We start from the raw sequence: 13,951 nt of genomic DNA, 5'->3' as shown, positions 1-13,951 counted from the left end.
TTTTTCTTAATATTTGTCGAAAATTGATGAAAATTGTCTTTTCCACTCGATAATTTTTGTTTTTGCTTCTTCTTTTGAGGTTTTTTCTGATACTTGTAATTCAAAAAACTGATCTTTGCTATGACGGCCTTGTTTTAACAGGAATTTCAGCAACTCGTCAGCCACATCGTCTGTGTAATAGCCGTCTCCCTCTGTTTCTTCTTTCCATGGCCCATACATTTTCGGCAGGAACACGGCTTTTTCCGAGCCTGTTTTTTCACGCTTCTCCCATTCTTTCCGGTCTTGTTCATATACTAAAATATAAGAAGAATCATATTGGTCCAAGGGCAAAGAAACTCCAAACTGGATACAAATTGTATCATACTTTTGATCTCCAATGCGTTCAAGCTGGCGAAAGAGTTCATTTCTCCCAAGCCACATGAGTCTTTCTTCTAAGTACATTTGTCTCATTTTATCTTCTGTTTCCGCCAAAATAACGTCAACATGTATGCCTTCATCCATCATTCGTTCACATAATGAAAGGCCGAAAAATTCGTCCGCACCTACAATCAGCGTTGATTCCATTACATCTGCCGCCCTTCCGGTTTTTCATTTCCCAAAACAAAACAGCCTCCGCAAAAGAGAAGGCTGTTGTCATTATATTCTCTATAATTCTTTTTCATGACTATGAAAGAATTTGCAGATTGATGCATAAATTCTGCTCGGATGCTCAAATAAATGAAATGTCATGTCGACCGGTGAGCCTTGCTTTTGCTGTTTTTCCTTGAAAGCTTCCGCATGTACGCTGTAGGGATATGGAGCTCCGGTCATACGCTGCCATATATGAACCGGAACGCCGCTCGGATAGCTTTGAATGGTTTTGTAACGAAGCGCTTCCGCTTCTTTTTCAGAAATTCCGTAGCTTTTCGATACTTCTTTCAAAAATTGCTTATAGAAAAATTTATTTTCTTTTTCTGATTCATAATGTGCCTGAAGATCGAGACAAGGATTCAACATTGCGGCTGAGCGGATATGATCCGGGGAAAAACGAAGCAGTTCATCGGCCACGAGAGCACCCATGCCTTCTGCTAAAATATGAATCTTCGGATTGAGGATTTCCTGCTTCATTACGGAATGGATCAGCTGTTTAGCATAGGTGACTGCTTTTTCCGCCCCCCAATGCCTTCCGAACAGATTGCTGTTAAAAAGAGTATATCCTTCATTCCTCAACATATTCAGAAGCTGATTTCTGCCGTAATGCTGCAGCCAAAAGCTTGAATCTTCCCCGACAAAGTGGGTTCTGTCCCCCAAGATAAAGATGCCGAAGCCGTTCGGGCGATAGGGCAGATGAATGACATTATGCTCCGTTCCCAGTTGAAAGTATCTTTCCGTTATTCCCATCGCTTGCCCGCCTCCTTTCACACTTCATCTCACGCTATCTTATGTAAATAGAAAAGAAACGAATAAGGTAAAGTCCTAGCCTTTTACATTTTTGGCTATTAAACTGATTGACGTTTTTTATATTTTACCATTAAAGTGTGACGAATCAGACTCTTTTGTCACCTCACTTTCTGCTAAAATTGGATTCCCCCTTCGCTTTTTGTATGGTATGATAGCTTTTAGAATAGAATGAGAAGGACGAGGTGGAAACGTGCGATATATTATTGCCTTTATTTGGACGTTCCTTTTATCACATATGGCATGCTACTTGGTTGCAAGCATGAACAGCGTTACGTATAATTTCAAAACATCATCTGTCATTGCTGTTGTACTGTATGTCTTAATCATGGTTTTAGCAGAAATCATGCCTATGAACAAAAATGCAAGCCAGCATTAAGAAGTCAAAAACCCAAAACATTGAATGTTTTGGGTTTTTTAGTGGTCACGGCTTTCTTTTGTATGTCCACAGCCGGTTGTGATTTGATGTTTCGGGGAACATTTCCCCTGCTGACAGATGGACCTTTTGGGGGTTTTTCACCATGCTCCCTGTCTCGCCGATCTCTACGTAGACACCGTTATTAGGCGCTTTCTGTCCGGGCCGGAATTGATGTTGCTGTCCCACAGTTTTTCCTCCTTTTCCTTTTTGCTGTAGTATGCGCCTAAGCGGCTGTGAATATGTTGCCATCAAAAAAACTGCTGAGTTTGACTCAGCAGTTTTTTGATGATTCCCCATTGTATAAAATGGCCTTCAACAGTGCTTTTTGCACATGAAGACGATTTTCCGCCTGCTGGAACACTGCAGAATTCGGCCCGTCAATAATCTCCGCAGTCACTTCTTCCTCGCGATGTGCAGGGAGACAATGTAAAAATGTATAGTCAGGCTTGGCATGGCTGACCAGCGCCGCATTCACCTGATAAGGCGCAAAGACAGCAAGACGTTCTTGCTCTTCCGCTTCCTGTCCCATGCTTGTAAACACATCAGAATAAATCACGTCCGCGTCTTTTACCGCTTCAATCGGATCTTCTGTCAGCGTGATGGAAGAGCCGGATTGAAGCGCATATGTTTTTGCCGCTTCAGCTGCTTCATCTAACACTTCATATCCCTTTGGGGAAGCAATTGAGATATCACAGCCCATTTTCGCGCAGCCGATCATCAAGGAGTGCGCCACGTTATTTCCGTCACCGATGTATGCGACTTTTACGCCTTTAAGCTTTCCTTTTATCTCCTTAATCGTCAAGAGATCCGCGAGCGCCTGGCATGGGTGGTATTTATCCGTCAGTCCATTGATCACCGGAATATCAGCTTCTTTGGCAAGCTCCTCCACCTTTTCATGTTCAAAGGTCCGGATCATGATGGCATCCACATAGCCTGACAGCACTTTTGCCGTATCAGCGACAGTCTCACCGCGCCCCAGCTGAAGATCTTTCTGGCTTAGGAAGAGGGCGTTCCCGCCCAGCTGCGCCATGCCCGCTTCAAATGAAACACGGGTCCGCGTTGATGATTTTTCAAAAATCATCGCCAAGGTTTTGCCATGGAAAATAGGCTGGATTTTGTTTTGCTTCAGCTCACCGGCTTCTGCAAGCAAGGCGTTTATATCCTGTTCACTAAGATCTTTTAACGTTAATAAATCTTTTCCGTATAAACTGGTTTGCGTCACTGTGTGCATGATGCCACTTCCTTTTTATAGAGATCTTTGAGAGATACAGGCTGCGGATGGCCTGAACCGCTTTGTAAAAACGCCCGCACGGTTTCTTCTTCTGTAAAGACGGTGATGCCGTGCGTCATGGCTTCCAGACGTTCTTTGCGCGCTTCTTCAGAACCGCTCAGATTGATGTGAAGCGATTTTCCTTTCTGTTCCATCCAAGAGGCAAATGTCCCTTCATGAACGGTGAAACCGGCGTTTTCCGCTAATTCCTTCACATCTTCCGGACCGTTTTGCAAGTATATGCTTCCTTTTTGATTCCAGACACGTGTATAGATTTTTTTCAAGGCGCTGTCGGCATCATATGCGACACACATGCCTTCTCCCGTTGATTTCATTTCCGGTCCAAGCTTCACATCCACATCCTGGATCGCATGAGAAGAAAAAACAGGGAACTTCACGGCAACTCCATGATGATTTTGAACGGCCGGGTTTAGATCTTTTAAGGACGCACCCGCCAGCAGACGTGTGGCAAGCGGAATCATCGGCACGCCCATTACTTTGCTGACGACCGGAACCGTGCGGCTCGCTCTCGGATTCACTTCAAGCACGAGTATGTTTCCATTGTCGATCACAAATTGGATGTTCATGATGCCTTTAAATGAAAGTTTTCGGGCAATTTTTTGTGCGGCCTCTTTCATGCCCTGCTGCAGCCCGCTTGTGATTGATGGTCCCGGAAGGATGGCAAAGCTGTCTCCCGAATGGACACCCGCCCGTTCAATATGCTCGGTATATGTCGGGATAAAGACATCCTCGCCGTCGGAAATCAAATCAATTTCGACTTCTTTTCCAGACACATACTGGTCAATTAAAATCGGATATGGCATGCTGTCCTCATCATTCAGCAGCTGAGAAAGCTGGTCTTGCGAGTCAACAATGATCATGCCCATTCCGCCGATAACGTAAGATGGACGAATTAACACCGGATAGCCAATCTCACTGGCTTTTGAAGCGGCTTCTTCTTTTGTATAGGCAATTTCTCCTTTTGCGTGCTTCAATCCTAGTTCATCAAGAAGCTGATAAAACTGATCACGATCCTCTAACACATCGAGCGTTTCAAACGAAGTGCCGAGAAGGGTAATGCCGGCTTTTTCAAGTGCTTCAGCAGCATTGATTGCAGTTTGGCCGCCGAATTGCACGATTGCAAAATCAATATTTTCCTGCTCCGCCACGTTTACAATATGCTCCGTTGTCATCGGTTCAAAATACAGGCGATCCGCAATTTCATAATCTGTGCTGACCGTTTCCGGGTTATTGTTAATCATGATGGTTTCGAACCCAAGTTCTTGCAGTGTCAGCACGCCGTGAACCGCACTGTAATCAAATTCAACGCCTTGGCCGATCCGAATCGGGCCCGATCCGATAATCAGCGCGCGTTTTTTCTCTTTGCGGCTGATATCTCCATCGGTCTCTCCGAAATATGTGGAGTAAAAATAGTTTGTTTTCGCATCAAACTCAGCCGCGCATGTATCGACAATTTTGAAGGAAGGTGTAATGCCCATCTCCTTGCGAAGCGCGCGCACCTCTTCCTCTGTTTTGCCGATCAATGAGGCAATCGTTGCGTCTGAGAACCCCTTTTCCTTCGCTTTTTTCAATAAGTCAAAAAAGAGATCGCCGCCCTCTTCCATCAGGCGGTTTTCCAATTTGATGATGTTGTTAAAGGTATGCAGGAAAAACGGATCAATTTTTGTTTTCGCATGAATGTCATCAATCGTCACGCTGCGGCTCAACAGCTCCATGACAACGAAAAATCTGCGGTCATCCGGAATGACTGCCAACTCCCATAGCGCATCAATTGACAAGCCGCTGAGCTCTGGAAGGTGTGTGCCGATATTTTTTAATTCAAGGGACGCGGCTGCCTTCTGTATTGCCGCTTCTAAATTCCGTTCAATCGCCATTACTTCACCGGTGGCTTTCATTTTTGTGCCAAGCTTGCGGTCTGCGTTTTTGAATTTATCAAACGGCCAGCGCGGAAATTTGACGATCACATAGTCCAGTGCCGGTTCAAAGCTTGCGTAAGTTGAACCTGTGAGCGGATTTTTCAGCTCGTCAAGTGTGTATCCGACTGCCAGTTTAGCAGCCATCTTTGCAATCGGATAACCGGTCGCTTTAGATGCGAGAGCCGATGACCGGCTGACACGCGGATTCACTTCGATCACGTAATATTGCTTGCTGAAAGGATCAAGCGCGAATTGAATATTGCAGCCGCCTACGACATCAAGTGCTGAAATGATGGTCAGACTAGCCGTCCGCAGCATTTGATAGTCTTCATCTGTCAATGTTTGTGAAGGCGCCACAACGATAGAGTCACCTGTATGCACGCCGACCGGATCGATATTTTCCATGTTGCAGACGGTAATGCATGTGTTATTGCCGTCACGCATGACTTCATATTCAATTTCTTTAAAGCCCGCAATGCTTTTTTCGACAAGGCATTGATTGATCGGGCTTGCTAATAGCGCCTGTTTAATCATAGCTGTAAAGGCTTCTTTATCAGGGGCGATTCCTCCGCCCTTTCCGCCTAATGTGTAAGCAGGTCTGATAATAACGGGAAAACCGATAGATTCCGCAAAATGGAGGGCATCGGCCTCGTTATCAACAATTTCACTCTCCGGCACGGGCTGTTTCAATTCGTTCATTAACGAACGGAATTTTTCCCGGTCTTCTCCTTTTTGTATCGTTTCAACGGATGTGCCGAGAAGCTTGACGCCGTGCTCCTTTAAAACACCCGTTTCTTCAAGCTCCACTGCTAAATTCAACGCGGTCTGACCGCCTAAATTGGCAAGAAGCCCATCAGGCTGTTCTTTCTTAATGATGGCTGTCAGGCTTTCTGCTGTCAGAGGCTCAAAATAAATCTCATCAGCAAAGGCCTCATCGGTCATAATTGTCGCCGGATTGCTGTTGACGAGAATCACCCGGTAGCCCTCCTCCTTCAGCGCGATGCATCCTTGAGTGCCTGAATAATCAAATTCTGCCGCCTGCCCGATGATGATCGGGCCTGAGCCGATTACTAATATGCTTGAAATATTGGTGTCTTTAGGCATGCGCGATTTCTCTCCTTGCTGGTATCACATTCTTTAGATAATCATCAAAAACCCATTCGCTTTCCGCCGGTCCGGGATGGGCTTCCGGGTGGAATTGCACACTCATGACTGGCAGTTTTTTATGGGCAAGCCCTTCAACTGACGTATCATTGACATGATGAAATCTGATCGTGAGCTCTTCTTCATTAATCGACTGTTCATCAACCACATAGCTGTGGTTTTGGCTTGTCATAAAGACCCGTTTCGTTTCACGGTCGATGACCGGATGATTTGCTCCCCTGTGGCCGAATGGCAGCTTGAATGTATTCCCTCCGAATGCGAGTGCGATCAGCTGATGTCCGAGACAAATGCCAAGAGTCGGAAAGCGGCTGATGATGCTTTTGATTTTTCCTAGATATGGATGAATGGCTTTCGGATCTCCAGGACCGTTCGACAGCACAATGCCGTCCGGCTTTATATCGTATACAGCTTCCATTTGCTTGTATGGCACCACGGTGACCTTGCAGCCCCGTTTGACAAGTGATGATGCGATTGACTTTTTATAGCCAAAATCAATGAGAACGATATGTTTATTCCCGTCGCCAAATGTGCTGATTTCCTGTGCGGAAGCCTGCTCTGCCACATTCTCTGGTTGGAGGGCAATCTCAGCTCCTTCTTTAGAGGCTGTGACTGTCGCACCCATCGTTCCATTTACCCGGATTTTTTTCACGACAGCCCTTGTATCAACATGGGTCAACAGCGGAATATTCCATTTCTGTAGATACTCCTTGAGGCTGTATACCGCTTCATGATGAGAAAAATGATCACACGCCTCATAGACAACCACGGCTTTTACTTGCGGTTTCTTGCTTTCAAAATCCTTTTCATTAATGCCGTAGTTGCCAATCAGCGGATAGGTAAATACGATAATCTGCCCTTTATATGATGGATCTGTCAGCACTTCCTGGTAGCCTGTCATTCCTGTGAAAAAAACAGCTTCTCCCGTGCAGTTTTCATGACCGTCCAGCTCGCCGCTAAACGATGTCCCATCTTCTAACACTAAATAACCTTCCATCTAACAGCCCACCTCTTGATGAATAATTAATTATAAAAATGAATTTTTATACCTTTATATCGAAAAAAAATCACTGGTTTACAGCGGTATGCTGAGCGATTGCCTGTTTCAGCTTGCTGACAGCTTCTGCTATTTCATCCTTAGTCACGGTGAGCGGCGGCAGCAGACGAATCACGTTCGGGCCGGCCGGCAATACAAGCAAGCCTAATGTCTGCAATTCTGCAATAATGCCAGCAACCGGGCCATCACACTCAATTCCAAGCATTAATCCTTTACCGCGGATTTGTTTAACAAAAGGGCTTTTTAGCTCCGCCTCAAGCTGTTCTTTTAAAAACGCTCCTTTGTCAGCAGCCTCTTGCAGAAAGTCAGGCTCGAATACAATTTGCAATGTGGCATTCACAGCAGCCATCGCCAGCATATTTCCTCCGAAAGTCGTTCCGTGAGAACCAGGGGTAAACGCTTCTCCAAGCTGTTTCTTTCCGATGACAGCGCCGACTGGAAAGCCATTTCCCAATCCTTTGGCGGCTGTGATGATATCCGGTGAGAGTCCAAAGTGCTCATATGCGAAGCCTTTTCCCGTCCGTCCGATGCCGGTTTGAATCTCATCAACAATCAGAAGAGCCTCTTTTTCCTTGCAAAATGACTGAACGGCTGTTAAAAATTCAGCGCTCGCCGGATTGACTCCGCCTTCTCCCTGCACTGTTTCAAGCATCACCGCGGCAATATCGTCTTCCGCCCCAAGAGCTTCAAAAACAGAAGGATCGTTGTATGGCAGGTAGTGAAAGCCTTCAAGCATCGGGCCGAAGCCTGTTTTGATTTTATCCTGTCCGGTCGCCGCCATCCCTGCATACGTGCGGCCATGAAAAGACTGAAGAAAAGTGATGATTTTTGTTTTTCCAGTTGCTTTTCGGGCGAGCTTTATCGCACCTTCATTCGCCTCCGCACCGCTGTTACAGAAAAAGACGAGATCACCCGCACTGTGTTCCGCCAGCTTCTGTGCCGCTTGCTCTTGGAGATTGTTCTGAAATAGGTTGGATACGTGCCATACGCTATCGAGCTGTTTTTTGACTGCCTCTGTCACCGCCTCATGGCAGTGGCCTAGATTTGATACCGCAATCCCCTGAATGAAATCGAGGTACGTTTTGCCGTTCTGATCCTCAACATGCGTTCCCTTTGCTTTTTTAATGTCAATATCCCAGCGGCCGTAGGTTTGAAACAAGCTGCTCATGAAACAGCCTCCTTTGCTTTGACGATTTTTGTCCCTTGAAAAGTTTGTTCTGCGAAGAATGATCCTTTTCCGTTTACGATCATGACTTCAGATACCTGGTCTGATAAAGCTGACAAGGCTGAATTGACCTTCGGGATCATCCCTCCTGTGATCACTTCCTGCTCGATTAGCGTCTGAATCTCTTCAGAGGTCAGGACGTCCAGACGCTGCTTTTCCTTCATGATTCCATCAACATCTGTGACGAACATCAGCTTATCGGCTTCAAGTGCTCCGGCAACTGCTGAGGCAGCCAGATCGGCATTTACATTCAGCGTTTTGCAGTCGCTTGTCATAGACAGCGGCGCAATAACGGGGATGATGTCCTTTTCCATCAGCGCGTTCACCATGGACGCATCGACTTTTTTGATTTCTCCGACTTCTCCGTATGCTTCCGAATCGAGATAATCAGCCTCCAAAAGACCGCCGTCCTTACCAGAAATGCCTGCGGCTCGCATTCCGTGTTTGGCAAGCTCTGCAACGAAAAATTTATTGACAGAACCGGATAAAACCATTTCCGCCACTTCCAGCACCGGCTTCGTTGTTTTCCGCTGTCCGCCCGAAAACTCTGTTTTGATATTTAACCGCTTCAGCATATTTGTGATTTCCGGGCCGCCGCCATGTACGATCGCCAGTTTCCAGCCTGACGCCGTAAGTTCTTTCAGATTTTGAAAAAATTCCTCCGACAGCTCACGGATGACACTTCCCCCGCATTTAAAGACAATTGTTTTCTTCATAATGCTCCCCTTTATTACGTGCGATAGCTCGCGTTAATTTTGATATAGTCATAGGTCAGGTCACAGCCCCACGCTCTTCCGTTCCCGTCTCCTTCATCCATCTTGATGACAATGGTGATTTCATCTCCTTCAAGGTATTCCTTGGCGAGAGATTCAGAGAATGGCTGAGGCTCGTTATTCTTAAACAGGCATTGGCCCCCAAGATAAACCTCTACTTCTTCTGCCGTCACTTGAGCTGCGGAGTGTCCGATGGCTCCGATGATCCGCCCCCAGTTGGCATCTGTTCCGTATACTGCCGTTTTCACGAGATTTGAGCCGACAATCTTTTTAGCAATGACGTTTGCATCAAGATTGTTTTTCGCACCCTGTACTTGGGCTTCAATTAGTTTTGTCGCGCCTTCTCCGTCTCTGGCAATCTCTTTAGCCAGATCCTCACAAGTGAGCAAGAGCGCTTTTTTAAAGACTGGCCAGTCTGGATGGTCTTCTGTCAGGCACTCGTTTTCGGCGCAGCCATTCGCCATAACTAATACCATATCGTTCGTGGATGTTTCTCCGTCAACTGTGATTTGGTTAAATGAAACGTCAGTGATTTCCCGAAGCGCCTTTTGCAGCGCTTTTTCTTCGATTGCCGCGTCAGTTGTCACAAATCCCAGCATCGTGGCCATGTTCGGGTGTATCATCCCTGAGCCTTTGGCCGCTCCACCGATCGTGACTGTTTTGCCGCCGATTGCCAGTTCATAGCACGTCTGCTTGATCACTGTATCAGTTGTTAAAATCGCTTCCTCAAAATCGCCTGATCCCGCAGGTGTTTCTTTCAGCAGTTCGATCCCCGCGTGGATTTTTTCCATGTCTAAATGCTCGCCGATGACACCCGTTGATGAAACAGCGACAAGCTCCGGCTCAATGCCAAGCTGTGAAGCAAAGCTCTCCCGCATTGTGTATGCGTCCTTTAAGCCCTGTTCTCCCGTGCAGGCGTTGGCAATGGCGCTGTTGACGATGACGGCTTTCAGTGTCGGTCCGTGCTTTAAGCTGTCTTGTGTCACTTTGATCGGAGCAGCCTGAAAGTGGCTTTGGGTATAAACTGCTGCACTCACGGCCGGTGTCTCGCTGATAATGACGCCGAGGTCTTTTTTCGAGTAGCGCAGTCCGCAATGCACACCCTTTGCCTGAAACCCTTTTGGCGAGGATACATCACCTGTTACTTTTACAATTTGATCTTCACTTAACTGAATCATGGTTCGATTCTCTCCCGTTCTATGGATAAATTGGCGTGATGGTGAGTCCAGTTTCTTCATTCCAGCCATTCATCAAATTAAAGTTTTGCACTGCCTGACCGGCGGCACCCTTCATTAAATTATCGATGACCGAGACGATCGTGACTCTGTTCGTTCTCTCATCGAGGGTCACGGCGATATCACAGAAATTGCTGCCGTACACTTCTTTCGTTTGCGGGTACTGACCTTTTGGCCTCACTCTCACAAAATATGAATCTTGGTAAAATTCCGAATATAAATCATGCAGGTCATCTGCGGATAGGTCACAGGTTAATCTGGTATACATCGTCGCCATGATGCCCCTTGTCATCGGAACCAAGTGAGCCGAAAATGTAATGGGTCCGAGACCTGGCTGCCATTCATTCAGCGCCTGCTCAATTTCCGGCGTGTGCTGATGTTCATTGACTTTATAAATTTTAAAATTGTCGTTCAGCTCAGAAAAATGAGTTCCCATGGATGCTTTTCTTCCCGCTCCGGAAACCCCGGTCTTCGCGTCAACGATAACGAAAGATTCATCGAGCAGTTTCTTTTGAGCTAAAGGCGCGAGTCCAAGCAAAACAGCTGTTGGAAAACAACCCGGATTGGCAATGAGTTTCGCCTGTTGAATTTGCTTTTGATTCAGTTCTGCGAGACCGTATACCGCCTCTTGAATCACCGCCTTCGGTGCCGCTGTCCGTTTATACCATTTTTCATATTCAGCAGGCTCTTGTATCCTCAGATCACCTGACAGGTCAATAACCGGAATTCCCGCATCTGCCAGCTTCGGAGTCAATTCACTTGATACTCCGGGCGGCGCAGCAAGAAACATGATATCTATTTCGTGTTTGATCGTATTCATATCAATTGGCTTCAGCCTCTGATCCGCTAAGCCGATAAGATGAGGATAAACCTCGCTATAGACATTTCCTTCTCCACTGGATGAATAAAGTATGCATTCCTCTGCATGAGGATGATGCGAGAGAATCCTGACAAGTTCAGTGCCTCCATACCCTGTAGCACCTACAATTCCTATTTTCAAAACAAGTTCACCCTCTTGGTCTTTGTGAAATTATTTAACATTATAACATGAATAAAAATTAATTCAATCGTATATTTAATATTTTTATTCATTTATAAATTTTCTGTTCAATGGAAATTCTGCTCAAAAAAATCAACACATCCACACCAAAAAATGTTGATATGACGCCTCTTTTCAGCCGCATAAAAAAACAGGCTGACGCGGTCAGCCTGTTTTCATCATCATCAATCCACTCAAAAAATATAGAATAGAGCTTGCATAAAAAATCATTTGCACTGTGAAAAAGTCAGCGAGAAAGCCCCCGAGCATAATGGCTGCTGCTGAAAAGACAGCTGTCCAAAAATGGTAATTCCCAATCTTCTTTCCACGTTCTCCGCTGTCTGTAAAATCAGCGATCAGCACTTTTTCTCCATGCTTTTGCATCGCTCCAAAGAGCCCTAACAGCACTTGGACGATATACACGTGAACGACGCTTCCGATATGCGGGACATATAAAAGCAGAACAGCCATCCCCCAAGAGTTCGCAAGCAGAAAATAACGGCTGTCAAACCTTTCAGACAGCCGTCCGAGGAGCGGATAAATGAGCGCGCCGCTCAGCCCGAACAATCCGTAGGAAAAACCGAACTGTGTGTAGCTTGAGCCGATATTTTTCACAAACAGAATATAAAACGGAAAGATTAAGCTGCTTGCGAAAAACACGCTGCTTTGTGATAATGTCAGCCATTTTAATTTGTTTTTCCCCATTATTTATACCTCTGATAAAAGTAATTCATAAAGCGTTCATCCGGGTCATAGGTTCGTTTTTTCTGAAAAAACGCTTCGCTTTTCGGATATGCCTGTCTCATTTGCGCCTTTGTCTGGTAGGTCATATAAGGCAGATAATAGCTGCCGCCATGCTTGATAGCAACGTCTGTCATGCGCCTGATGATTCGGGCAGTATCTGCCTGGTCTTCTTTTGAAAAGCCCTCATTTATTAATAACACGAGCGAAAACATATCATCCTTCGCATAGGAAAGATCGGCCTTTTCATTTTTCTGCACGTAGCGGATCGTAATGTTCAGCAGGTTGAGATCTTCGCCCGACAGCGTTTGTCTCAGATCGTCTATATAAGCCGTATACTCCTTCACAGGCACAAAGTATTCTTGCAGAACATCTGTGTTGTCATTGTTTTCATACTCAAGAAATTTTGATTCGGACCGCATGACATTATTGCGTGAGATCTCTGTGCCGTTTTGGCTTAGGAAATAGGATTGCTGCGTGCCCCACAGCCAATTCCTGCCCCATTCATACCGCCTTGACAAACCGAGTGCAAACTTTGTGGCTCCCGTATATTCATCTTCTTTGAGATCGCTGTATGAAGTCAGCTGATCCTGTTGATCAGCCAATACGTAATTCGTGACATACATGTCTTTCAGAAATCCTTTTTTCGCTGTTGATATTCGCGCCAGATGCATTCGGACTTCTGGATTTCCTTTTACGTGCTTTGTAAAATAGTCTGCGTATGCGCTGTAATTCATTTTTTCAGTCTGCATGACATACAGCTCATCATCCGTCAGTTCAAGCGTTACATCAAGAATCACACCAAAAAGACCGTACCCTCCGATGACTGCCGTGAACAACTCGTCTTTTGGAGTGACGGTGATAATTGTCCCATCAGCTTTTAAAAGCCGAAATGATTTGACTGTATCAATCAGCGAGCCGTAGCGGATATCACGTCCATGGGCATTAGCGCTGAGAGAGCCGCCAATTGTAAAGATGTTTTGTGACTGCATGACTTTTACCGCGAGTCCGTATGGATTCACGTATTTCTGGATGTCATTCCACGTTGCACCGCTTTGCACTCTGATGGTTTTCTTCTCTTTATCGAGTGACAGGATTTTGTTGTAGCCTGTCATGTCGAGAACGATGCCGTCCTCATAATATGTATGGCCGCCCATGGAGTGCTGAGCACCGGCGATTGAAATTTTTATGTTTTTTCGGTTTGCCTCTTTGACTGTGTCAAGGAGCGTTTCCTCTTCCTGCCCTTTCACTGTCTGCTTTATTTTCACAGGCATCAGGCGGCTGACATCCGTCATCTCGCTTGTGTCTGTTTTTTGCTCTGAGTGCACAGAGTACGCAAACAGGGCCGCATACGCGCCAATACAAAGCGCGAATGCAAGCAATTTCTTTTTCATAGTGCTCTCCCTGCTGTTTTTTTACAACCATTATACCATGTCTGCGCCCTCATTTTTCCATATTATCTTCTTACCCGTTTTTCGGCACGGCGGTCGGCGACGATAAAGCAGGCGTGAATCGCGCCCGGCAGCCAAAAGATACAGGTCAATATGAGATTCAGCAAGGCCTGAAACGGTTTTCCCGAAAACAAAACAGCAAGCGGCGGGCACAAAACAGCAAGCAGGTACATCATTTCCTTTCACTCCTTTCAGCTGTAAAAAAGG

The 13,951-nt window shown here is 45.9% G+C and carries 14 protein-coding genes; 1 reads left to right on the top strand and 13 read right to left on the bottom strand.

All coding sequences use genetic code 11. From position 1 onward, the window contains the following. Positions 1-6 precede the first annotated feature (6 nt). Both CDO84_RS05180 and CDO84_RS05175 read right to left on the bottom strand, forming a co-directional pair. The gene (locus tag CDO84_RS05180) at positions 7-564 is read right to left on the bottom strand and encodes a hypothetical protein (RefSeq protein ID WP_040083461.1); all 558 of its coding nucleotides are present in this window, start codon (positions 562-564) and stop codon (positions 7-9) included. 81 nt (positions 565-645) lie between these two features. Next, positions 646-1,380, bottom strand: a complete 735-nt coding sequence (locus CDO84_RS05175; protein WP_040083462.1) for a hypothetical protein — start codon at positions 1,378-1,380, stop codon at positions 646-648. A 250-nt stretch (positions 1,381-1,630) separates the two neighbouring features. Between CDO84_RS05175 and CDO84_RS05170 the strand changes: the two genes are divergently transcribed. Beyond that, a complete protein-coding gene (locus CDO84_RS05170) occupies positions 1,631-1,816 on the top strand; it encodes a YjzD family protein (protein ID WP_003245236.1) in 186 nt (61 codons plus the stop codon). 45 nt (positions 1,817-1,861) lie between these two features. Here CDO84_RS05170 and CDO84_RS05165 read toward each other — a convergent pair whose 3' ends face one another. From CDO84_RS05165 to CDO84_RS05115, 11 genes are all read right to left on the bottom strand, one after another. Continuing rightward, entirely contained in the window at positions 1,862-2,041 is a 180-nt protein-coding gene (locus CDO84_RS05165; protein ID WP_003245356.1) for a YjzC family protein, read from the bottom strand. A gap of 85 nt (positions 2,042-2,126) precedes the next feature. Next, on the bottom strand, positions 2,127-3,086 hold the full coding sequence (argF, locus tag CDO84_RS05160; RefSeq protein ID WP_040083464.1) for an ornithine carbamoyltransferase: 960 nt from the start codon (positions 3,084-3,086) through the stop codon (positions 2,127-2,129). After that, on the bottom strand, positions 3,074-6,166 hold the full coding sequence (locus tag CDO84_RS05155; RefSeq protein WP_040083465.1) for a carbamoyl-phosphate synthase (glutamine-hydrolyzing) large subunit: 3,093 nt from the start codon (positions 6,164-6,166) through the stop codon (positions 3,074-3,076). The genes argF and CDO84_RS05155 overlap by 13 nt, the downstream gene beginning before the upstream one ends. After that, a complete protein-coding gene (locus tag CDO84_RS05150; protein ID WP_040083466.1) occupies positions 6,159-7,220 on the bottom strand; it encodes a carbamoyl phosphate synthase small subunit in 1,062 nt (353 codons plus the stop codon). Before CDO84_RS05150 ends, CDO84_RS05155 begins: the two co-directional genes overlap by 8 nt. Positions 7,221-7,290: 70 nt before the next feature. After that, positions 7,291-8,448, bottom strand: a complete 1,158-nt coding sequence (locus CDO84_RS05145; protein ID WP_040083467.1) for an acetylornithine transaminase — start codon at positions 8,446-8,448, stop codon at positions 7,291-7,293. Then, positions 8,445-9,221 carry an acetylglutamate kinase gene (argB, locus tag CDO84_RS05140; protein WP_040083468.1) on the bottom strand — a complete coding sequence of 259 codons (777 nt, stop codon included), beginning with the start codon at positions 9,219-9,221 and terminating at the stop codon, positions 8,445-8,447. Before argB ends, CDO84_RS05145 begins: the two co-directional genes overlap by 4 nt. Before the next feature lie 14 nt (positions 9,222-9,235). After that, the gene (gene argJ, locus CDO84_RS05135; protein WP_032725389.1) at positions 9,236-10,456 is read right to left on the bottom strand and encodes a bifunctional ornithine acetyltransferase/N-acetylglutamate synthase; all 1,221 of its coding nucleotides are present in this window, start codon (positions 10,454-10,456) and stop codon (positions 9,236-9,238) included. Positions 10,457-10,475: 19 nt separating this feature from the next. Then, positions 10,476-11,513: an N-acetyl-gamma-glutamyl-phosphate reductase gene (gene argC / locus CDO84_RS05130; protein WP_040083469.1), complete on the bottom strand. Its 1,038-nt coding sequence runs from the start codon at positions 11,511-11,513 to the stop codon at positions 10,476-10,478. Between the two features lie 204 nt (positions 11,514-11,717). Beyond that, a complete protein-coding gene (locus tag CDO84_RS05125; protein ID WP_014663507.1) occupies positions 11,718-12,257 on the bottom strand; it encodes an MFS transporter in 540 nt (179 codons plus the stop codon). Further along, positions 12,257-13,687: an FAD-binding oxidoreductase gene (locus CDO84_RS05120; RefSeq protein WP_040083470.1), complete on the bottom strand. Its 1,431-nt coding sequence runs from the start codon at positions 13,685-13,687 to the stop codon at positions 12,257-12,259. The genes CDO84_RS05125 and CDO84_RS05120 overlap by 1 nt, the downstream gene beginning before the upstream one ends. Positions 13,688-13,749: 62 nt before the next feature. After that, positions 13,750-13,920, bottom strand: coding sequence for a YqaE/Pmp3 family membrane protein (locus tag CDO84_RS05115; protein WP_052438171.1), 171 nt, complete (start codon positions 13,918-13,920; stop codon positions 13,750-13,752). Positions 13,921-13,951: the final 31 nt, after the last annotated feature.

Origin of the sequence: Bacillus sp. MD-5 (genome assembly GCF_002201875.1) — a bacterium.
Taxonomy (GTDB): Bacteria; Bacillota; Bacilli; order Bacillales; family Bacillaceae; genus Bacillus; species Bacillus stercoris.
This window is presented reverse-complemented; position numbering and strand designations above follow the sequence as displayed.